Annotated in this window: 16 protein-coding genes and 1 pseudogene; 8 read left to right on the top strand and 9 right to left on the bottom strand. The window is 71.0% G+C overall.

The window, feature by feature from the left end:
• Window positions 1–97: 97 nt before the first annotated feature.
• Both ACZ68L_RS01620 and idi read left to right on the top strand, forming a co-directional pair.
• Entirely contained in the window at window positions 98–1,366 is a 1,269-nt protein-coding gene (locus ACZ68L_RS01620) for a bifunctional class I SAM-dependent methyltransferase/N-acetyltransferase (RefSeq protein WP_469573276.1), read from the top strand.
• 147 nt (window positions 1,367–1,513) lie between these two features.
• A complete protein-coding gene (idi, locus tag ACZ68L_RS01615) occupies window positions 1,514–2,107 on the top strand; it encodes an isopentenyl-diphosphate Delta-isomerase (protein ID WP_469573275.1) in 594 nt (197 codons plus the stop codon).
• 30 nt (window positions 2,108–2,137) lie between these two features.
• Here idi and ACZ68L_RS01610 read toward each other — a convergent pair whose 3' ends face one another.
• A complete protein-coding gene (locus ACZ68L_RS01610; protein ID WP_469573273.1) occupies window positions 2,138–2,593 on the bottom strand; it encodes an ATP-binding protein in 456 nt (151 codons plus the stop codon).
• A gap of 134 nt (window positions 2,594–2,727) precedes the next feature.
• Window positions 2,728–3,230 (bottom strand): annotated as a pseudogene (locus ACZ68L_RS01605) (HdeD family acid-resistance protein).
• A gap of 80 nt (window positions 3,231–3,310) precedes the next feature.
• On the opposite strand from ACZ68L_RS01605, the gene ACZ68L_RS01600 reads away from it, so the two are divergent.
• A complete protein-coding gene (locus ACZ68L_RS01600) occupies window positions 3,311–4,069 on the top strand; it encodes an enoyl-CoA hydratase/isomerase family protein (protein WP_469573272.1) in 759 nt (252 codons plus the stop codon).
• Window positions 4,070–4,080: 11 nt separating this feature from the next.
• Here the strand turns inward: ACZ68L_RS01600 and ACZ68L_RS01595 are convergent, their stop codons facing one another.
• On the bottom strand, window positions 4,081–4,716 hold the full coding sequence (locus ACZ68L_RS01595; protein WP_469573271.1) for a DJ-1/PfpI family protein: 636 nt from the start codon (window positions 4,714–4,716) through the stop codon (window positions 4,081–4,083).
• Window positions 4,717–4,761: 45 nt separating this feature from the next.
• Window positions 4,762–5,724, bottom strand: a complete 963-nt coding sequence (locus ACZ68L_RS01590) for a GlxA family transcriptional regulator (protein ID WP_469573269.1) — start codon at window positions 5,722–5,724, stop codon at window positions 4,762–4,764.
• Between the two features lie 131 nt (window positions 5,725–5,855).
• Between ACZ68L_RS01590 and ACZ68L_RS01585 the strand changes: the two genes are divergently transcribed.
• Window positions 5,856–6,719 carry an SCO6745 family protein gene (locus tag ACZ68L_RS01585; protein WP_469573267.1) on the top strand — a complete coding sequence of 288 codons (864 nt, stop codon included), beginning with the start codon at window positions 5,856–5,858 and terminating at the stop codon, window positions 6,717–6,719.
• Window positions 6,720–6,851: 132 nt separating this feature from the next.
• A complete protein-coding gene (locus ACZ68L_RS01580; protein ID WP_469573266.1) occupies window positions 6,852–9,314 on the top strand; it encodes a Tex family protein in 2,463 nt (820 codons plus the stop codon).
• A gap of 136 nt (window positions 9,315–9,450) precedes the next feature.
• Here the strand turns inward: ACZ68L_RS01580 and ACZ68L_RS01575 are convergent, their stop codons facing one another.
• The 3 genes from ACZ68L_RS01575 to ACZ68L_RS01565 all read right to left on the bottom strand — a co-directional run bounded on the left by ACZ68L_RS01575 (window position 9,451) and on the right by ACZ68L_RS01565 (window position 14,667).
• Window positions 9,451–11,088, bottom strand: coding sequence for an ABC-F family ATP-binding cassette domain-containing protein (locus ACZ68L_RS01575; protein WP_469573264.1), 1,638 nt, complete (start codon window positions 11,086–11,088; stop codon window positions 9,451–9,453).
• Window positions 11,089–11,362: 274 nt separating this feature from the next.
• Window positions 11,363–12,676 carry a M14 family metallopeptidase gene (locus ACZ68L_RS01570; RefSeq protein WP_469573263.1) on the bottom strand — a complete coding sequence of 438 codons (1,314 nt, stop codon included), beginning with the start codon at window positions 12,674–12,676 and terminating at the stop codon, window positions 11,363–11,365.
• The gene (locus ACZ68L_RS01565; RefSeq protein ID WP_469573262.1) at window positions 12,673–14,667 is read right to left on the bottom strand and encodes a Xaa-Pro dipeptidyl-peptidase; all 1,995 of its coding nucleotides are present in this window, start codon (window positions 14,665–14,667) and stop codon (window positions 12,673–12,675) included. Before ACZ68L_RS01565 ends, ACZ68L_RS01570 begins: the two co-directional genes overlap by 4 nt.
• 211 nt (window positions 14,668–14,878) lie before the next feature.
• On the opposite strand from ACZ68L_RS01565, the gene ACZ68L_RS01560 reads away from it, so the two are divergent.
• Entirely contained in the window at window positions 14,879–16,363 is a 1,485-nt protein-coding gene (locus ACZ68L_RS01560; RefSeq protein WP_469573260.1) for a M1 family metallopeptidase, read from the top strand.
• A 157-nt stretch (window positions 16,364–16,520) separates the two neighbouring features.
• Window positions 16,521–17,570 carry a LacI family DNA-binding transcriptional regulator gene (locus tag ACZ68L_RS01555; protein WP_469573258.1) on the top strand — a complete coding sequence of 350 codons (1,050 nt, stop codon included), beginning with the start codon at window positions 16,521–16,523 and terminating at the stop codon, window positions 17,568–17,570.
• Here the strand turns inward: ACZ68L_RS01555 and ACZ68L_RS01550 are convergent.
• Window positions 17,533–18,450 (bottom strand): oxygenase MpaB family protein, encoded by a 918-nt coding sequence (locus ACZ68L_RS01550; RefSeq protein ID WP_469573257.1) that lies wholly within the window; start codon window positions 18,448–18,450, stop codon window positions 17,533–17,535. The two genes, ACZ68L_RS01555 and ACZ68L_RS01550, sit on opposite strands and share 38 nt — an antisense overlap.
• 288 nt (window positions 18,451–18,738) lie before the next feature.
• Here ACZ68L_RS01550 and ACZ68L_RS01545 point away from each other — a divergent pair, with 288 nt between their 5' ends.
• Window positions 18,739–19,659, top strand: a complete 921-nt coding sequence (locus ACZ68L_RS01545) for an oxygenase MpaB family protein (RefSeq protein WP_469573255.1) — start codon at window positions 18,739–18,741, stop codon at window positions 19,657–19,659.
• Here ACZ68L_RS01545 and ACZ68L_RS01540 read toward each other — a convergent pair.
• On the bottom strand, window positions 19,653–20,288 hold the full coding sequence (locus ACZ68L_RS01540; RefSeq protein WP_469573253.1) for a TetR/AcrR family transcriptional regulator: 636 nt from the start codon (window positions 20,286–20,288) through the stop codon (window positions 19,653–19,655). The two genes, ACZ68L_RS01545 and ACZ68L_RS01540, sit on opposite strands and share 7 nt — an antisense overlap.
• Between the last annotated feature and the right edge of the window lie 79 nt (window positions 20,289–20,367).

Raw genomic sequence — 20,367 nt, 5'->3', positions numbered from 1 at the left:
TCCGGTCCTTCCTCATCTTCCGGGCCCTCGGCTAGCGCCCCGACTCGCACCGGGTCGACATGTTGGCCGGAGCCCTCGTACACAAGGGTTTCCCACGTTGACCGACAACGATCACGCCGTCCGTTCTGAGGCGTTCTTCTCCCTGCACCACCACCTGCCCCGGCAGAGCCCCGGCTCCGACGCCACCACCCGGCGACTGCTGGAGCTCGTCGGCCCGTTGCCGCGCCGTCCGCGCGTCCTGGACCTGGGCTGCGGCCCCGGCCGCGGCGCACTGCTGCTCGCCGCCGAGGCGGGTGCCGAGGTGACCGCCGTCGATCTCCACGAGCCGTTCCTCGACGAACTGCGCGAGGCGGCCGGGGCCCGTGGACTCGGTGACCGCATCCGTACGGTCCGGGCCGACATGGCCGATCTCTCCGGACCCGACTTCCCGGACGGGTCGTTCGACCTCGTCTGGGCCGAGGGGTCCGCGTACATCATCGGTTTCGACACCGCCCTGCGTGACTGGAAGCGGCTGCTCGCCCCGGGCGGCTCCCTCGTCGTCTCCGAGTGCGTCTGGACGACGGACGCGCCGTCGGCCGCGGCTCGCGCCTTCTGGGAACAGGAGGCCTCGCTGCGCCCCGTGGCGGCCAACACCGCGGCGGCGGTGACGGCCGGCTACCACGTCCTCGGGGTACGGGTGCAGCCCGACAGCGACTGGGACGAGTACTACATCCCGCTCGCCGAGCGCGTGGAGACCACGGACGCGTCGGCTCCCGGCATGGAGTGGGCGCTCGCCGCGACCCGCGAGGAGCTGGCCATGCGGCGCGAGCACGCTACGGAGTACGGCTACGCCTGCTATGTGCTGCGCCCCGCCGACCCGCGCTGGACGACACGGCCGGAGACGGCGGCGGACGGGGCCGCGGTGCACGCCGTCAACGCCGCCGCGTTCCCGACGCCGGACGAAGCCCGTCTCGTCGACGAACTGCGCGCCGATCCGGCGGCCTGGCTGCCCGGCCTCGGTCACGTGGCGCTGGACGGTCCGGACGGCGACATCGCCGCGTACGCTCTGCTGACCCGGTGCCGGGTCGGGGACGCGCCCGCTCTGACGCTGGCCCCGGTGGCGACGGCCCCGGGCCGTCAGCGGCAGGGTGCCGGTCAGGCCGTGGTGCGGGCGGCGCTCGACGCGGCCCGGCTGCGCGGCGAGTCCCTCGTCCTGGTGCTCGGTCACCCCGAGTACTACCCGAGGTTCGGCTTCGCACCGGCGTCCCGGTACGGAATCCGGCCGGGCTTCGACGTCCCGGACGAGGCGATGATGGCTCTGGTGCTCGACGACTCCGTGCCGGTGCCCCGGGGCACGATCCGCTACCCGGCGGCTTTCGGAGTCTGACGTGCCGTCCGGTGCCGCCGCGCCCCGTGGCGCGGCGGGACCGGACATGCCAGGACCCGAAGTACGGACAAGCGGCTTTTGTGCGGCAGACTTGAGCGGACTCGACGGGACCGGCGCACGGGGCCGGGACCATAGCGAAGGATGGGTATGCCGACCACACCAGCCACCGCGGCGAACAGCTCGTCGAACGGCACAGCAGAAGCGATCATGCTCGAACTGGTCGATGAAAGCGGCGCCACCATCGGTACGGCGGAAAAGCTCGCCGCCCATCAGCCGCCCGGTCAACTGCACCGGGCCTTCTCGGTGTTCCTCTTCGACGAGCAGGGCAGGCTGCTGCTGCAGCGTCGGGCGCTCGGCAAGTACCACTCCCCCGGCGTCTGGTCGAACACCTGCTGTGGCCACCCCTACCCGGGTGAGGCGCCCTTCGCCGCCGCCGCCCGGCGTACGCACGAGGAGCTGGGGATCTCGCCCTCCCTGCTGGCCGAGGCGGGCACGGTGCGCTACAACCACCCCGACCCGGCCTCCGGCCTGGTGGAGCAGGAGTTCAATCACCTCTTCGTGGGAATGGCGCAGCACGCGCTCCGCCCGGACCCGGAGGAGGTCGGCGAGACCGCCTTCGTGACGGCCGACGAGCTCGCGGAGCGGCATGCGCGGGTGCCGTTCTCCGCCTGGTTCATGACGGTGCTGGATGCCGCCCGGCCGGCGATCAGGGAGCTGACCGGACCGTCCGCCGGCTGGTGACGGGCCGACTGCCGCGGCACACGGGCCCGGTCAGGCCCGAGGTCTCAGGGGCAACGCAGCCCAGATGATCTTGCCGCCGCCTGCGGTGTGTTCCACATCGCAGGCGCCGCCCGCCTCCCGGGTGATCTCCCGGACCAGCAGCAGACCGCGTCCGCCGGTCTGCGCGTAGTCCGTCTCCAGGGCCGTCGGACGGTAGGGGTGGTTGTCCTCGACGGACACCCTGACCCACTCCGCGCCGACGGCCACCTCGACGGCCAGCTCCGGCGAGAGCAGCACCGCGTGCTTCACGGCATTGGTGACCAGCTCGGAGACGATGAGCAGCAGTCCTTCGGCGATGTCCTCGTCCACCGGTACGCCCTGGCGGTTCAGCAGATCGCGCACCGCGTGTCTGGCCTGCGGTACGGAGACGTCCACGGCCGGGGCGGTGAACCGCCAGACACCCTCGTACGACACGGGCCGGGCGGGGACACTCCCGCGGCTCTCCATAGTGCGGTACCCGCTCTCGACTCGGTGGCGACTGCACGTCGAGTACAGAGTGCGGGGCATAGTCGGCCCGGACTGTGCTACTGAACAGAAATCAACTTCTATCGACGGTTTCTGGCCGGATCTGCCCGAAAGAATCAGCCCTTGGATCGGTTCTGATCCTCTCCTGTGGGAGTGCCCGGCAGTTCTCCGGTCGTCCGTTGATCCGAGACCATCGCGACGATACGGCGACCGCCGACCCCGATCGCGATCAGGCCGAGCCCGTCGAAGAGCAGCGCCAGGGAGAAGAAGAGGCCGAGGACGTAGAGGCTGCTGTGCGGCCAGTCGAAGAGCACCAGCAGCCCCAGCGGTAGGCCGAACGCTCCCTGCAGCAGCGTCCAGCCGAACTGCCGACCAGCCGGAACAGCCCGCCGGTCAGGAAGAGCAGCGCGGCGAACATGGTCAACGCCTCGGCCGTGACGTGCGGATGGCGGATGACGACGACCCCGGCGGCGATGTTGAGCGCGGCCACCACGACGCCCAGCCAGAAGTAGTCGGTGCCGCGGGACTCGATCGCGTGGAGCAGCCCGACGAGGCCGCCGAGCAGCAGCCAGCCGAAACTCCGGCTCAGCTTCTTGCCCTCGACTGCGGGATCGGCCACGGGAAGCTCCTCACGGTGCGTGCCTGTTCGGCGACCCCTTCTTGATCATAGGTTCGAACCGTACGGATAGCATCCGGCGCATGGACCGTACGGAATCCCGGCTGGAGCACACCGTCGCGGACGGTGTCGCCACTGTCGTCATCAGCAACCCCGCCAAGCGCAACGCGATGACGGCGGCGATGTGGGGCGCGCTGCCCGGTCTGCTGGAGCGGCTGGCCGCCGACGCCGCGGTCCGGGTGCTGGTGCTGACGGGCGCCGGGGACACCTTCTGCGCCGGTGCGGACATCTCCTCGCTCCGGGATCCGGCGGTCGATCCGCAAACCCTCGCGGTGGCGGCGGAGGAGGCCCTCGCCGTGTTCCCCCGGCCGACGCTCGCGGCGATCCGCGGCTACTGCGTCGGCGGCGGCAGCCAGCTCGCGGCCGCCTGCGATCTGCGGTTCGCCGAAGAGGGTGCCTCGTTCGGGGTCACCCCGGCCAGGCTCGGGATCGTGTATGCCGCGTCGTCGACCCGGCGGCTGGTGGCGCTGACCGGCCCGGCCACGACGAAGCACCTGCTGTTCTCCGGCGAGCTGATCGACACCGCACGGGCGTTGCGGAGCGGTCTGGTGGACGAGGTACTGCCGGCCGGTGAGCTGGACAAGCGGGTCGACGCGTACACGCGGACCCTGGCGACGCGCTCGCAGCTGACGCAGGCGGCGGCCAAGGAGTTCGCCACGGGCCGCGAGGACCGGGACGCGTACTGGGCGGAGCAGGCGCGCCGCAGCGGCGACACCACGGAGGGTGTCGCCGCCTTTCTGGAGCGGCGCGCGCCGCGCTTCACCTGGACGAAAGGGCGGTGACGCGCCTGCGGCTACTGGAGGATGAAGCGGCTGTCGGCGCGGAACTTCTCGACCAGTGCCGCCGGAGCCTTCGCGGGTGAGCCCGCGTCGTACGGCGGCTGCGGGTCGTACTCGCTCAGCAGTTGTACGGACATGGCGTGTTCGTCGCCGGCGATCCGGCCGAGCAGGGTGAGTCCCATGTCGATGCCGGAGGAGACGCCGGCCGCCGTGACGTACTTGCCGTCGACGACGACGCGTTCGCCGGTCGGCTCGGCGCCGAAGTCCTTGAGGGCGTCCAGCGCGAGCCAGTGCGAGGTGGCGCGCCGGCCGGTCAGCAGTCCTGCCGCGGCGAGCAGCAGGGACCCGGTGCAGACGGAGGTGGTCCAGGTGCTGGTGGCGTCGGCGGTGCGCAGCCAGTCGAGCAGTGTCTCGTTCTCCATCTGGTTGGTCTGGCCGGGGCCGCCGGGGACGATCACCACGTCCGGCGCCGGCACGTCGGCGATGGTCCTGTCGGCGACGAGCGCGAGGCTGCCGTTGTCGTTGCGCACGGGTCCGGTCCGTTCGGCGACGAACACGGTCTCCGCGCCGGGGGTGCGGGCGAGCATTTCGTAGGGGCCCGCGGCATCGAGCGAGGTGAAGCGGTCGAAGAGGACGATGGCGATCTGCATGGCGTTGCCTTTCGGTCGGTCGTCGCTGGGTGGCGGGTCGTTCGGTCAGTGGGTGACGGGCTGCGCGCGGAAGCGCCGGCGGTATTCGGCGGGTGCCGTGCCGAGGGTCTTGATGAAGGCGCGGCGCATGGCCTCCGGGGTGCCGTAGCCGCAGGCGCGCGAGATGCCGATGACGCCGTCGGTGGTGTCCTCCAGCAGCCGACGGGCGTGTTCGAGACGTACGCGGTCGACGTAACGGCCCGGTGTGAACCCCGTCTCCGCCTGGAAGGCGCGGGCGAAGTGGCGGGGCGAGAGGCGGGCGCGGGCTGCGAGTGCCTCGACGGTGAGGTCGTCACCGAGGTGCTCGGTGATCCAGTGCTGGACCTCGCGCAGCGGTTCGCTCCGGGCGGTCTGCGCGGTGAGCTGGGCGCTGAACTGGGCCTGGTTGCCCGGCCGGCGCAGAAAGACCACGAGGTGGCGGGCGATCGTGAGCGCGATGTCCCGGCCGTGGTCCTCCTCGACGAGTGCGAGGGCGAGGTCGATACCGGCGGTGACTCCGGCGGAGGTGGCCAGCCTGCCGTCGCGTACGAAGATCGGGTCGGGGTCGACCTGGACGGCGGGGTGGCTGCGGGCGAGGTCGTCGCAGACCGTCCAGTGCGTGGTCACCCGGTGCCCGTCCAGCTGCCCCGCCGCGGCCAGCAGTAGCGCCCCCGTACAGACCGAAACCAGCCTTTCGGCGTGCGGGGCGCGGTCCCGCAGCCAGTCGACGAGTGCGGGGTCGGGGGTACGGGTGCCCTGCCCGCCGGGGACGAGGAGGGTGTGGACCGGTCCGGCGTCGGCGAGAGCGCCGTCCGGGACGAGGGTCAGTCCGCTGCTCGTGCGGACCGGGGCTCCGTCGAGGGAGGCGGTGCGCAGATCGTACACGGCGCCGGGAAAGAGGGAGGCCCCGGCGAACACCTCCACCGGACCCGTCACATCGAGGCTCTGGACGCCGTCGAAGAGGACGACGAGTACGGATCGCTGCGTCATGTCTGCCATCCTGGGCCGCCGACGGCATGGCCGCAATGACGAAAAACCCACCTTTTCGGCCACATGGACCCCGGGAACCGAGCCTCCTCCGGGGGTTACGGGTCGTACCGACCAGTCGGTAACGTGCTCGCATGAGTACTCTCCCGGCGCGCGCCGGACGTCGCTGTCACAACGCCCTCAATCCACTGCACTCGACGGTCTACTTCTCCCCCGACCTCGGCAAGGAGTTCGCAGAGCTCGGCATCGACGACCCGAACGCCGCCTACTTCGCCGCGCGCGGTGCGGCGCTCGGCGCCGTGGGCCCCGGCGCGGTCACCGCGGCCTTCTACAACTTCAACCATGACCTCGTCGCCCGGCACCTCCCCGCCGTGTGGTCCGTCGCCTCGCCGCAGGCGGCCCTGGACGCCCGGCTGCGCGCCGCCGACGCGACGCTGCGCCGGCTGCTCGGCGAGGAGATCATCGCCTCCCCCGAACTGGCCGAGGCGGCCGGGCTGGCGCTGCGCGCCGCCGAGGCGTGCACCCGACACGCCCGGCCGCTCTACGCCGCCCACGCCGATCTTCCGGTGCCCGAGCAGCCGCACCTGGCGTACTGGCACGCGGGCACGCTGTTGCGCGAACACCGCGGCGACGGCCATGTCGCGGCTCTCCTCGCCGCCGGTCTCGATCCGGTGGAGGCCCTGGTCAGCCACACCGCGACCGGCAAGGGGATGAACCCGAGCTGGATCCTCGCCACCCGCGGTTGGCGCCGCACCGACTGGGAGGAGGCGGTCGAGCGGCTGCGGGGGCGCGGACTCCTCGACGGTGAGGGCGAGTTGACGGAGACCGGCGTGGCCCTGCGGTCGGAGCTGGAGGATGTCACGGACCGGATGGATCTGGCCCCGTACGAGCATCTGGGCGAGGAGGGCGTGGCGCGGCTGACCGAGCTGGGGCGCGGATTCCTGTTCACGGCGGCCTCGGCCGGCGCGTTCCCCGCCGATCTCATGGGCAAGGGCTGAGCACGCCGAACCGCGACGACGGGAGTGGCCGGGCGACACGGCGCCCGGCCACCCGGCACAATGCAGGCGAAGGGGTCCGCCCCGGTAAGCACAGCCAGTACAGCCCGTACGAGAAGGCGAGTCGGTAGAACCGTGACGACGTCCATCGAAGGCAGGATCGCCGAGGAACTCGGCGTACGCGAGCGGCAGGTGAAGGCGGCCGTCGAGCTGCTCGACGGCGGGTCGACCGTGCCGTTCATCGCCCGCTACCGCAAGGAAGCGACCGAGATGCTCGACGACGCGCAGCTGCGCACGCTCGAGGAGCGGCTGCGCTATCTGCGGGAGCTGGAGGACCGTCGTACGGCGATCCTCGACTCCGTGCGCGAGCAGGGCAAGCTGGACGAGGCGCTGGAGGCTCAGATCCGGGCCGCCGAGACCAAGGCGCGCCTTGAGGACATCTATCTGCCGTTCAAGCCCAAGCGGCGTACGAAGGCGCAGATCGCCCGGGAGGCCGGGCTCGAACCGCTCGCCGAGGACCTGCTCGGCGACCCCTCGGTGGAGCCGCTCGCCGCCGCTGCCGCCTTCGTCGACGCCGACAAGGGCGTCGCGGACGGTGCCGCCGCGCTGGAGGGGGCCCGTGCCATCCTCGCGGAGCGTTTCTCGGAGGACGCCGATCTGATCGGTGAGCTGCGTGAGCGCATGTGGTCGCGCGGGCGGCTGGCCGCCAAGGTGCGCGACGGCAAGGAGGAGGCGGGGGCGAAGTTCGCCGACTACTTCGACTTCGCGGAGCCGTTCACCGCACTCCCCTCGCACCGGGTGCTCGCGATGCTGCGCGGAGAGAAGGAGGAGGTGCTCGACCTGGCTCTGGAGCCGGAGGAGCCTTCCGAGACGCCCGGCCCCTCGACGTACGAGAACATGGTCGCCCGGCGCTTCGGAGTGAGCGACCGCGATCGCCCCGGCGACAAGTGGCTCGGCGACACTGTGCGCTGGGCCTGGCGGACCCGGATCCTGGTGCACCTCGGCATCGATCTGCGGCTGCGGCTGCGCACGGCGGCGGAGGACGAGGCGGTACGGGTCTTCGCGTCGAACCTGCGCGATCTGCTGCTCGCCGCGCCGGCCGGGACGCGGGCCACGCTGGGGCTCGACCCGGGCTTCCGCACGGGTGTGAAGGTCGCCGTGGTCGACGCGACCGGCAAGGTCGTCGCGACGGACGTCATCCACCCGCATGTCCCGGCGAACAAGTGGGACCAGTCGCTGGCCGCCCTGCAGCGGCTGGCGAAGGCGCACGACGTCGACCTGATCGCGATCGGCAACGGCACGGCGTCCCGCGAGACCGACAAGCTCGCCGGTGAACTCATCGACAAGTACCCCGAGTTGAAGCTCACCAAGGTGATGGTGTCGGAGGCAGGCGCTTCGGTGTACTCGGCCTCGGCCTTCGCCTCCCAGGAACTCCCCGACATGGACGTGTCGTTGCGCGGCGCGGTCTCGATCGCACGCCGCCTTCAGGACCCCCTCGCGGAACTGGTGAAGATCGACCCGAAGTCGATCGGCGTCGGCCAGTACCAGCACGACCTGTCCGAGGTGAAGCTGTCGCGCTCACTGGACGCGGTCGTCGAGGACTGTGTGAACGGTGTCGGTGTCGACGTCAACACCGCATCGGCGCCGCTGCTTTCACGGGTCTCCGGGATCGGCTCGGGGCTCGCGGAGAACATCGTCGCGCACCGCGACGCGAACGGGCCGTTCCATACGCGCAAGGCGCTCAAGGACGTGGCGCGGCTGGGCCCGAAGGCGTACGAGCAGTGTGCGGGCTTCCTGCGCATCCGGGGCGACGACCCGCTGGACGCGTCGAGTGTGCACCCCGAGGCGTACCCGGTGGTGCGGGCGATGGTGAAGCGGACGGGCAGTGACGTCGCCTCGCTGATCGGCAACACGGGTGTGCTGCGCTCGCTGCGGGCCGACGACTTCGTGGACGAGAAGTTCGGTCTGCCGACGGTCACCGACATCCTGAAGGAGCTGGAGAAGCCCGGTCGCGACCCGCGCCCCGCGTTCAAGACGGCCACCTTCAAGGAGGGCGTCGAGAAGATCGGCGATCTGGCGTCCGGGATGGTGCTGGAGGGCGTCGTCACCAATGTCGCGGCCTTCGGCGCGTTCGTGGACATCGGTGTGCACCAGGACGGCCTGGTGCATGTGTCGGCGATGTCCCGCACGTTCGTGAAGGACCCGAGGGATGTCGTGAAGCCGGGCGACATCGTGAAGGTCAAGGTCATGGAGGTCGACATCCCGCGAAAGCGGATCTCGTTGACGCTGCGGCTGGACGACGAGGCGTCGACGGGGAGCCAGGGCGGCGGACCGAGGCGGGAGCGCGGTGGCCAGGGTGGCCGACCGCCGCGGCAGCGCCAGGGTCAGGGCGGTCAGGGCGGTCAGGGCGGTCAGGGCGGTCAGGGCGGTCAGGGCGGTCAGGGCGGTCAGGGCGGTCAGGGCGGTCAGGACCGTGACCGACGCGGTGGTGCCCGCGGTTCCGCTCGTCCGGCGCCTGCTCCGGTGAACAGTGCGATGGCGGACGCGTTGCGGCGGGCCGGGCTCGCGGATCCGAAGCGGAACGGCAAGAAGGGCTGACGTCGCAAGCGGGTGGGGTGGGGTGCGGTCCGCTGCGCGGAGCCTCCCCTCCTCTCCCGCCCCTTGCCGGATCCGGGGCCGTGCCCCGGATGCGGCTCCTCGGACGACGGCCGCCGGTCCTGCGCTCCGCAGTCCCTCAGAGCTCCTTCACCCTGCCGTCCACCACCTCGACGCGGCGCGTCGTCCGCACCGCCTCCAGCATCCGCCGGTCGTGGGTGACCAGCAGCAACGTCCCCGTGTACGACTCCAGCGCGGATTCCAGCTGCTCGATCGCGGGCAGATCGAGGTGGTTCGTCGGTTCGTCGAGGACGAGGAGGTTGACGCCCCTGCCCTGGAGCAGGGCGAGTGCAGCCCGGGTGCGTTCGCCCGGGGAGAGCGTGGTCGCGGGACGCATCACATGGTCCGCGCGCAGACCGAACTTGGCGAGCAGCGTGCGGACTTCGGCCGGTTCGGTGTCGGGGACGGCCGCGCAGAAGGCCTCCAGGAGCGACTCCGAGCCGTGGAACAGCTTGCGCGCCTGATCGACCTCCCCGACCACCACGCCCGAGCCGAGCGACGTGTGCCCGGCATCCAGCGGGAGGCGGCCCAGGAGCGCGGCGAGGAGGGTGGACTTGCCCGCTCCGTTGGCGCCGGTGATGGCGACCCGGTCCGCCCAGTCGATCTGCAGGGACACCGGGCCGAAGCTGAAGTCGCCCCGTACCACCCGCGCTTCGCGCAGCGTCGCGACGACCGAACCCGAGCGGGGTGCGGCGGCGATCTCCATCCGCAGTTCCCATTCCTTGCGCGGCTCGTCGACGACGTCGAGCCGTTCGATCATGCGCTGGGTCTGCCGGGCCTTCGCGGCCTGCTTCTCGCTGGCCTCACTGCGGAGCTTACGGCCGATCTTGTCGTTGTCGGTCGCCTTGCGGCGGGCGTTCTTGACGCCCTTGTCCATCCAGGAGCGCTGCATGTGCGCGCGCCCTTCGAGCAAGGCGCGCTTGTCGGCGTACTCCTCGTACTCCTCGCGGGCATGGCTGCGAGCCCGCTCGCGCTCCTCCAGGTATGCCTCGTACCCGCCGCCGTACAGGTTGATCTGCTGCTGGGCCAGGTCCAGTTCGAGGACCTTGGTGACCGTCCGCATCAGGAATTCGCGGTCGTGGCTGATGACGACGGTGCCGGCGCGCAGCCCGGAGACGTAGCGCTCCAGGCGCTCCAGACCGTCCAGGTCGAGATCGTTGGTGGGCTCGTCGAGCAGGAAGACGTCGTAGCGGGAGAGGAGGAGGGAGGCCAGACCGGCGCGGGCCGCCTGGCCGCCGGAGAGCGCGGCCATCGGCAGGTCGAGGCCGACGGTCAGGCCGAGGTCGGCGGCGACCTCCTCGGCGCGCTCCTCCAGGTCGGCACCGCCGAGCGCCAGCCAGCGTTCGAGCGTCTCGGAGTACGCGTCGTCCGCGCCCGGCGCCCCGTCGACGAGGGCCTGCGTCGCGGCGTCCATCGCGGCCTGGGCTTCGGCGACTCCGGTACGGCGGGCCAGAAACTCCCGCACGGTCTCCCCCGGACGCCGCTCCGGCTCCTGCGGGAGGTGGCCGACGGTGGCGGTGGGCGGGGAGAGCCGCAGCTCGCCCTCCTCCGGCCGGTCGAGTCCGGCGAGCAGCCGGAGCAGGGACGATTTACCGGCCCCGTTGACTCCGACGAGACCGATCACATCACCGGGCGCGACGACGAGGTCGAGCCCGGCGAAGAGTGTGCGGTCGCCGTGTCCGGCGGCGAGGTCCTTGGCGACGAGAGTGGCAGTCATCAGGGTGCCGATCCTAGTCGGCGGCCCGACCGGTCCCGGCCCGGCCGGACCGGCGCGCGCGGGCGGGTGCGGGCGCGCGGGCGGTCGGGCACGGGCGGGCGCGGGCGGAGAAGCCGGGGAGGTCCGCCGTCACCGGCAGATCCCCCGGCCACCCGTTCCCTGTAGGTCCCGCGTCACGCACGGCACTCGTCCCACGTCACGCATGGCGCCTTTCACGGAAGCCGTGATTTCACTCTCCGCGGCCGGCGCCACACGTCGCGCTCACCTCATGGGATCAGCAAGCCGAATCGGCCTGCCCGCTTGTGAGGTGATATGTCGCCCTCTCGTCCAGGAGCAGCGGGATCAGTTTCCGGGCGGACTGCCGCAGCGGTACGTACGCTCCGTCACCGTCGCGCCGGGAGGTGACGCCGTGCAGGGCGAGTTCGTCCTTGACGTCGTCGAACTGGGCCTTCGTGAGCCGGTATCCGCACGGCGGGTTCTGGAGGACTTGTCCCGGTTCGGGTGCCTCGTTGTCGGCGCCGCCGAGGTGGATCGGGCCGCGGTCCTTGAATCCCGCGGCCCGGGATGCGGCGGTGGCGGCGACGATCGCGCCGCGGTGTTCGTCGGTGAAGGCGAACAGGCCGTCAAGTGCGGCGAGTTGGGAGTCGACCCGGCGTCGGCTGTTGAGTGCCGGGTCGGCCTTCTCGGCGGCGGTGAGTGCGTCGACGCGGGATTCGATGAGCAGGCCGACGGCGTGCTTGATGCCGGAGGTGTTGCGCAGGATGCGTTCCTGTCCGTCGCCCGCGGTCTGCTTGATCGGGTCTCCGGTGACGGGGTCGGTCCAGATGCCGTAGAGGCCACTGCTGTAGCCGGCCTCCGCGGCGGTGGGCCGCACATAGCCCTGGGCCAGGGTCTGCGATTCGCCGTGCACCCGGTCGGAGACGTTGAGGTTACGGGGCCACAGGACGAAGAGGTCCTTGTCGTAGTACGGCGGGGTGGCCCCGTACTCGTGCAGGTCGTAGATCACATCGGGCTTCCGGTCGCGGATGACCGCCGCCATGGCGCGGCCCTCGGCGGTCCGCAGCGCGATGTGGTCGCGGTTGATGTCGACGCCGTCGGAGTTGCCGCGGGTGTTGGCGGCGCGTCCGTCGGGGTTGGCGGTGGGCACGACGAGGACGTTCGTACGGGCGAGGAAGGCACGGGTCGAGGGGTCCTGGGCGTAGGCCAGATCGCGAATGGTCGTCAGGCACGCCTCGCGGCCCGACGGTTCGTTGCCGTGCTGACTGCAGATCAGCAGCATCGTGTTCGCGTTGGCGCGTTGGTTTCCGATCCGGACGAGTTGGAGCGGGCGGCCCTGTTTCGTCGTGCCGATCCGGTCGACGGAGACCCGGTCGCTGCCCCGGTCGACGGCGGCCAGGAAGGACTGTTCCTCCGGCTGGCCGGTCCACCGGGCCCCGTTGCTGGTCTCGAAGCCGGTACGGGGCCGGGGCTCGGTGTGCGCGGCCTGGGCGGGCACGGTGACCAGGGGTACGGCCAGGACGGCGGCGGCTGCCGCCAGGACGAGGTTGCGGCGGACCGGCCCGCGGGCGGTCGGGATACGGGGTGTCATGAGCGGCTGCCTCCCGGGATGCGGTGGGCGGGACGCGGTGGCGTCACGCCCTCGGAGTGGACTGCGCGGGGGGTGGCTGTCGCGGGTGCGGAACCCGCGGTGGCGCGTACGAAGGCTCCGACGCCGCCGGCGAACGGCAGCTTCGCGGACGTACGGGCCAGGTCGAGGGTGAGCGTGGGCGTGGTGTCCGGCGGGTCGATGAGGTCCCGGTCGGTGCCGGCGACGATCAGGGCGAGACGGTGGCCGGCCGGGACGACGTGGTCGGTGGCCGCCAGGTCGATGGTGATCGTGTAGGCCCTGCCCGGGGTGAGGGGGCGGCCGTGTGCGGCGGAGGCGTAGGTACCGAGGTCGGCCCAGCCGCGGCTGAGGACGGTTCGGTCGACCGCGGCCGTACGAGCCCGGGTCTCCTTGAAGCAGGAGCTGTCACCGGTCGTGCTCGCGCCCCAGCAGGTGCGGTCGGTGAGGGTGATGATGCCTTCACCGGACGAGCCGTAGTCGCGGATGGTGTCGGGGCCGATGTCCACGAGGACCGCGGAGAGATGGGCGGTCGAGGTGGTCGGGGTGACGGTGACGGTCACCGCGGACGATCCGGCCAGGCGCAGGTCCCGGGTGAGCGGCGCGGTGCGGAATCCGGCCTTGTCGCCCGTGGTGCGGTCCAGGCCGGCGGCCCACTCCGTCTCGCTCTGTGCCGGATCGTCGGTGAACGTCTCAGAGGTGCCGGGGCGGGCGGGCTTCACGGTGAGGGTGCCGACGCCGGGTGCCCCGCCGGGTCCGGGGCGCACGGTGGTGCGGTGCGTGGTGCGGGGCGGCCAGACCTTGTCGGTGGACCACTGGTCGGGGTGGCGTTCGATGTCGGCCATCGGCTCACGGTCGATGCCGTTGTCGTAACCGAGGAGGTAGTGGTCGAACCAGCGGTGCAGCGTGTCCACCCACTCGGCGCGCCGATAGTCGAACGGGTCGACGTGTCCGGTCTGCGAGAGCCAGATCTTGCGCTCCACGCCCCGGTCCGCGAGAGCGTCCCACCACTGGCCGAGGTGCTTGGTGCGGACGTTGAGGTCCTGCATGCCGTGTACGGCGAAGACGCTGGCCTTCACCTTGCCGGCGTTCTTCACGTAGTCGCGCTCGCTCCACAGCTTCGTCAAGTCACCGCTGCGCGGCGCCTGGTCGACGAGCTGCCGCTGGACCGCGGCACAGCGTCCGCGCGCCTCGGGGCTCTCCACGTAGCCGGAGAGCCAGTCGGGGCCGCTGTCGTAGAGCGGCGCGCCCTGGGCGAAGTAGTAGTCGTACCAGGAGGAGATGGCGCCGATCGGCACGATGGTCCGCAGTCCGTCCACTCCGGTGGCCGCGACACCGTTGGCGACGGTGCCGTCGTAGCTCTTGCCGATCATCCCGGTACGGCCGTCGGACCAGCCGGCTGTGGCGCGTTCGCCGCCGGTTCGGGTGGTGTAGCCACGGGCGCGGCCGTTCAGCCAGTCGACGACCGCCTTGGCGGACTGCACGTCGGAGCGCCCTCCGACGTCGACACAGCCGTCGGAGCGATTGGTTCCGGCCAGATCGACGGCGACGAAGGCGTAGCCGCGCGGCACGAAGTAGTTGTCGTAGTAAAGGGGGAACTGGACGGGCCGGCCATGGGCGTCGTACGTCTTGAGCTGACTCTCGTTGCCTCGGCCGCAGCAGGAGTAGTAGGGGCTGGCGTCCATGATCACGGGGATCTTCCGGCCCTGTCGGGCGGGTTCGCGCGGCCGGACGATGTCGACGGCGACCCGGTCGCTCTTCCCGTTGCCGTCGCCGTCCAGTCCGGTGTCGACCCAGACGGATTCGCGGACGGCGTTCTCGTACGAGTAGACGGGCCTGCTCTCCGGGGGCCCGCTCTCGCGAGGACCGGCGCCCTGTGCGCCCGTCGGCGAGAGGAGGACGGCCATCAAGGCGGCCACGGCCGCCACCACCAGCGATCTGTACGTCAAGCGGGTGTCCCGCGCGCGTGTCGGCATGGGCGGAAGGTACCCCGGTCAACTCCCGTGCGACAGGGGGCGATCACCGAAGACTGTGGCGTGGGCATGCCATGGTCATGGATGGTGTGTCATGTCGGCCGAATGGCGATCATGTGACAGCTGTGGCCATGGACACGACTGCCGCGGCAGTCGCTGAATAGTGTCGACGTGACGGTTCGAAAGATCATTCGTCCTACGACTTGGAGCATTCGTGCACCGCAGACTCATCGTCCCGAGCGCACTCGCGGCCTCCCTGCTGCTGGCGATCCCGGCCTCGGCCGCCGAAGGCACCGTGGGCGCCCCGGGCATCGGCGACCCCTACTACCCGGCCAGTGGCAACGGCGGCTACGACGTGTCGCACTACGACCTGCGGCTGAAGTATCAGCCCGCGACCGACCTGCTGGAGGGCACGGCCACGATCCTCGCCACGACCACCCAGCAACTCTCCCGCTTCAACCTCGACTTCGGGCTGGACGTCTCCGAGGTGCTGGTGAACGGCAAGAAGGCCGGCCATGCCAGGACCGGCGAACAGGAACTGGAGATCACCCCGGCGGCGGCGCTGCCGAAGGGCAAGGCCGTCTCCGTGGTCGTGCGGTACGCCGGAAAGCCGTCCGAGGTCGAGATCAACGGCTGGACCTCCTGGGTCCGCACTCCGGACGGCGCGGTGGCCGCGCAGGAGCCGGAGTCGGCCGCGTGGTGGTTCCCCAGCAATGACCACCCGCTGGACAAGGCCACCTACGACATCTCCGTGTCGGTGCCGGACGGCACCCAGGCGATCAGCAACGGCGTGCTCCAGTCGCAGAGTTCGAAGCTCGGCTGGACCCGCTTCAACTGGCGTTCGAGCAAGCCCCAGGCCACGTATCTGACGACGCTGGCGATCGGCAGGTTCGACATCACCACGGACACCACGTCGGACGGGCTGCCGGTCGTCAACGCGTACAGCAAGGACCTCGGCGCCAACGGCGGTGCGGCACGCGCCAGCATCGAGCGGAGCACCGAGGTCGCCGAATGGCTGACGGAGGTCTTCGGACCGTATCCCTTCGACGCGCTCGGCGGTTACTCCCCCAATGTGAAGAGCGGGTTCGCGCTGGAGACGCAGACCAGGCCGTTCTACAGCCCGAAGCAGTTCGCCAACGGCGCGAACGTCTCGGTCGTCGTCCACGAGCTGGCGCACCAGTGGTACGGCGACAGCGTGTCCCTCAAGGGCTGGAAGGACATCTGGATCAACGAAGGCTTCGCCCGCTACAGCCAGTGGCTGTGGTCGGAGAAGGAGGGCGAGGGGACCGCGCGGGAACTGGCGGACTACACCTACGCCCAGCATCCGGCCGACGACGCCTTCTGGACGGTGAAGCCGGGTGACCCGGGCCCCGACAACCAATTCGACGCGGCCGTCTACGACCGGGGCGCGCTGGCCATCCAGGCGCTGCGCGACAAGCTGGGTGACGAGACGTTCTTCGAACTGCTGAAGGGCTGGCCGGCCGAGCACGCGTACGGGAACGCGAGCGTGGCGGACTTCGTGACGTACGCGGAGCGGGTCTCGGGCAAGCCGCTCGCCGCCTTCTTCGACACCTGGCTGTACCAGCCGACGCGGCCCGGGGCCCTCGCGGCCGCCGGGGCACGCTCGCTGCGCGTGCCCGCGCAGCCCGCGTCGTGGAAGCAGATCGCGGCGACGAACACGATTCACGACCGCCACTGACGGGTCCGCGGACCCGTTCGGGGCGCCGTCGCCCCCTCTCCTCGGTGGGGCGACGGTGCCCGGCGGACGGCCGGTGACGCCGGATAGGCTGAGGGCGTCGGTGCTGTCCGGCCGCCCGGCCGATTCCGGCCGATCCCGCGCGTACGAGGAGCGTCCCTTGCCCGGTCCGATCCCCGGCTCCCGACGCGATGCCCGCCCCACGCTGGAAGCGGTGGCGGCTCTCGCCGGGGTCTCACGGGCGACGGCCTCCCGGGTGATGAACGGCGGGGCGGGGGTGCGGCAGCCGCTCGTGGAGCAGGTGCGCCAAGCGGTCGAGGAGCTCGGCTACGTTCCGAACCACGCCGCGCGGACCCTGGTCACCCGGCGCAACGGCGCGGTCGCCGTGCTCATCGACGAGCCGGAGTTCCGGATCTTCTCGGACCCGTTCTTCTCCCAGCAGATCCGCGGCATCAGCCGCGAACTGAACGCGCACGACGCCCAGTTGGTGCTGCTCCTGGTGGAGGGCAGCGGCGACTTCGACCGGGTCGCCCGCTATCTGGCCGGTGGCCATGTGGACGGCGCGCTGGCCTTCTCGCTGCACACGGACGACGAACTCCCCGCGATCATCCGCCGGTTCCAGGTGCCCACGGTCTACGGCGGACGCCCCGGCCGGCTGGGCGCGGCGTCCGAGCCGGCCGTTCCGTACGTCGACTGCGACAACCGGGGCGGCGCGGCCGAGGCGGTACGCCATCTCGTCTCCCTCGGCCGGCGGCGGATCGCGCACATCGCCGGACCGCGCGACCAGACCTCGGCACTCGACCGGATCGACGGCTACCGCGATGTGCTGCCCGACGGGGATCCGGCACTGCTCGTGGAGGGCGACTTCACTGTCGAGGGCGGCGCACGGGCGATGGCCCAGCTCCTTGAGCGCCACCCCGGCCCGGACGCGGTCTTCGCCGCCAACGACCTGATGGCCTCGGGCGCCCTACGGGTGCTGCGCGAGCACGGTCGCAGGGTGCCGGAGGAAGTGGCGCTGGTCGGCTTCGATGACATGGTGTCGATCGCCGAGTCCACCGAACCCCCGTTGACGACGGTCCGTCAGGACGTCGAGGGGATGGGCCGGTTGATGGTGCGGATGCTGATGCGGCAGCTGAACGGCGAGGCCGGGGACGACGAGCCCGAATCGGTGATCACACCGACCGAACTGGTGCGCCGGGCCTCCGCCTGAGCCTCCTCTCGCCCCGGACCGCCTTGCGATGCGCGGCACGGGCCCTGCGCGCGTACGGCAGGTAGCGCAGCCGCTCCGGGAGTACGGGCACGACACGCCGCACCACCCCGCAGAACCTCCGCAGCCTCCGCTCCTGTGTGTCCGTCCACTCCAGTCCGATCGCCGCCCGCGCCTCCGGCGGCATCAGCCCGATGGTGACGAAGCGGCGGAACCTGGCCAGCGGTGGGAACAGCACCGGCCACAACGCCTTCAGCAGTAGCCGCAGTGGCAGCGGCCCCCGGTCGGGCGGCGGGACGGGACGGTCGATGGCTGTCAGATCCTCGACGACGACGTTCAGCTCGACCTCCTCGGCGAGCACCTTTCGGAAGTACGGCCAGAATTCCTCGATCGTCTGCGGCATGTCCCGGTCATGGATGCCGAGTACTCTGCCGACCTGCAGCCACTCCCGGTACAGGGCCCGTTCCTGCGCCCTGGTGAGCGGCCGGACGAGATAGCGCGCGGCGTGTTGGTAGACGGGAAAACCCGTGGCATGCACCCACGCATAGTTCGCGGGTGACAACGCATGGTAGCGATGCCCCCGGACGTCGGTACCCTGGATGGTGCGGTGCAGCTTACGGAGCCTTCGCCCCTCCTCGGCGGCCTCCTCTCCTCCGTACACCCAGAGCTGGAGCGAACGCAGGGACCTCTCGCCGCGCCCCCACGGATCCGTACGGAAGACGGAGTGTTCGTCCACACCCGCGCCGACGGCGGGGTGGGCAACCTGCAGGGTGAGGGCCGCGGGCAGCATCAGCAGGGCGCGGATGTCGCCGGAGAGGCTCCAGAGGACGCCTCCGGGTGGCGGCGGGGCGGGGCTTTCTCCTCTGGCTGCTTGGGTGCTCATGCGGCACTCCCGGCGGTCGGCCGGGCCTGCGGATCGGAGCCCGACCCTGTGTGATCCAGTATGCGATCACTTCCGGCCCGGTGCGCGCGGGCCGCTGCGACGGCTCGCTCCACGCATCCACGTCGACGGTGTTGACGCGACCGATGAAACAACTCGATAGTATTTGTATCTTTGACTCCCTGCATGCGATGAGTCGTCAGATTCATTGACATGCAAGGGAGTTGAAAAAGGGAGTAGACGAAAGGACCAGGACCGGCACGGGCTCGACACATGGACAGGAGGCGCACCATGGGCCGTTACAGCCGCCTGCGCGAGATCCGCCGGATGGATCCCGCGCACGATTACGCCGAGATCCTCCGGCTGATCTCGCAGTACGAGTTCCCCTGGGACTACCGGCAGGGTGTGAGCGTCGCGTTCCTGCGCGACTACGGCGTCCCCCGAATCTCCGTGCTCCTCGACCGCACCCAGGAGTTCGAGCGGTCCGGGCAGAAGCGGTACGACGACACGGTGCTGATCGGCTACGAAATGGCCGCCGACGGCTTCGACTCGGAGCGCGGCCGGGCCGCCGCGCGCCATCTGAACCGGATCCACGGCAAGTACCACATCCCGAACGAGGACTTCCGCTATGTCCTCGCGACCACGGTCGTGGGCCCGAAACGCTGGATCGATCGGTACGGCTGGCGCCCGCTGTGCGCGCAGGAGATCCAGGCTCTGGCGGAGGTCGGCCGGAAGATGGCGGACATGATGGGCATCGAGGGGGCCCCTGAGACATATGAGGGGTTCGAGCGGCTCCTCGACTCCTACGAGGAGCGGATGTTCGCGTACGACCCGGCGAACCGACGAGTCGCGAACGCCACGTTCCGGATCATGGCGAGCTGGTACCCACGGCCGCTGCGGCCCCTCGTCGCGCGGTTCTCGCTCGCCCTGCTGGACGAGCCGCTGCTCGTGGCGCTGGGCTTCCGGCCGCAGCCGCGCTGGGCACGGTCGTCGGCCGCGGGAGCTCTGCGGTTCCGCGCACGGTGCGTACGGTGGCTGCCCGCCCGGCCGCGCCGACTGCCCTCACGTCCGCAGCCTCGTTCGTACCCCTTCGGCTGGCGGCTCGACGACCTCGGCCCGCACTGGGTCCGCAGCCGCCCTCTGGAGCCCCTGCCGGACGAGACGGACCCCGCCCCGGCCGGCGACAGGCGCGATGCTCGCGACGGTCACTGACCGGCGGCGAGCAACGGCACCAGGTAGCGACGGGCGAACGCCCGCACCTGCGCGTCGTCGTCGAGCTCGAAACAGCTGACAGGGTTGAGCAGGAAGGAGACCGTGATCCGCACCATCAGCTCGGCCACCGGTGTCGGATCGCTCTCCGGCCGCCCCTCCGCACGCCGGGCGTGGCGCAGCCGGCCGGCCAGGTAGTCACGGATGACGAGGAGGGCCGGCCCGCTCTCCAGGGTCAGGAAAGGCAGCAGGGTCTCGGGCTCCAGCCTCAGCAGCCCGCCGATCAGCGGATGTGCGCGGATGTGTCCGAGGACGGCGGTGAAACCCTCCACGAGCCGGTCCTCCGTGGTGGGCAGCGCGGCGACCGCGTCGTCCACTTCCACGACGAAGCGCCGGTACTCGCGCAGCAGACATGCCGAGACCAGACTGTCCTTGTTGCCGATCCGCCGGTACACGGTGACCCGCGAGACCTTGGCGCGCTTGGCGACGTCATCGACGGTCGAGCGGCGCAGTCCGAAGGTCATGAACTGCTCACGCGCGGCGTCCAGGATCTGCTCGCTCAGTGCGTCGGAGGGCGGCGATTCACCGAGCGTCCGGGCCAGCGGTGTCTCGTTCGTGCCCCGTGCCGCCATGGCCCCTCCCCGTTCCTCCGGTTCCATCCCACCACAGAAGTCGGTACAGGGCGACCTGGACAGGCCTCCTGCAGGAAGC

This window comes from Streptomyces sp. NPDC104309 (genome assembly GCF_055584025.1).
Note: the sequence above shows the minus strand (reverse complement) of the source record. Positions and strands in the feature narration are given on the sequence as shown.

Bases quoted from the DNA above. Each gene is read 5' to 3' on its own strand.
- idi (WP_469573275.1), top strand. From the start codon at position 1,514: ATGCCGACCACACCAGCCACCGCGGCGAACAGCTCGTCGAACGGCACA.
- ACZ68L_RS01610 (WP_469573273.1), bottom strand. From the start codon at position 2,593: ATGGAGAGCCGCGGGAGTGTCCCCGCCCGGCCCGTGTCGTACGAGGGT.
- ACZ68L_RS01600 (WP_469573272.1), top strand. From the start codon at position 3,311: ATGGACCGTACGGAATCCCGGCTGGAGCACACCGTCGCGGACGGTGTC.
- ACZ68L_RS01595 (WP_469573271.1), bottom strand. From the start codon at position 4,716: ATGCAGATCGCCATCGTCCTCTTCGACCGCTTCACCTCGCTCGATGCC.
- ACZ68L_RS01590 (WP_469573269.1), bottom strand. From the start codon at position 5,724: ATGACGCAGCGATCCGTACTCGTCGTCCTCTTCGACGGCGTCCAGAGC.
- ACZ68L_RS01585 (WP_469573267.1), top strand. From the start codon at position 5,856: ATGAGTACTCTCCCGGCGCGCGCCGGACGTCGCTGTCACAACGCCCTC.
- ACZ68L_RS01575 (WP_469573264.1), bottom strand. From the start codon at position 11,088: ATGACTGCCACTCTCGTCGCCAAGGACCTCGCCGCCGGACACGGCGAC.
- ACZ68L_RS01570 (WP_469573263.1), bottom strand. From the start codon at position 12,676: ATGACACCCCGTATCCCGACCGCCCGCGGGCCGGTCCGCCGCAACCTC.
- ACZ68L_RS01565 (WP_469573262.1), bottom strand. From the start codon at position 14,667: ATGCCGACACGCGCGCGGGACACCCGCTTGACGTACAGATCGCTGGTG.
- ACZ68L_RS01550 (WP_469573257.1), bottom strand. From the start codon at position 18,450: ATGAGCACCCAAGCAGCCAGAGGAGAAAGCCCCGCCCCGCCGCCACCC.
- ACZ68L_RS01545 (WP_469573255.1), top strand. From the start codon at position 18,739: ATGGGCCGTTACAGCCGCCTGCGCGAGATCCGCCGGATGGATCCCGCG.
- ACZ68L_RS01540 (WP_469573253.1), bottom strand. From the start codon at position 20,288: ATGGCGGCACGGGGCACGAACGAGACACCGCTGGCCCGGACGCTCGGT.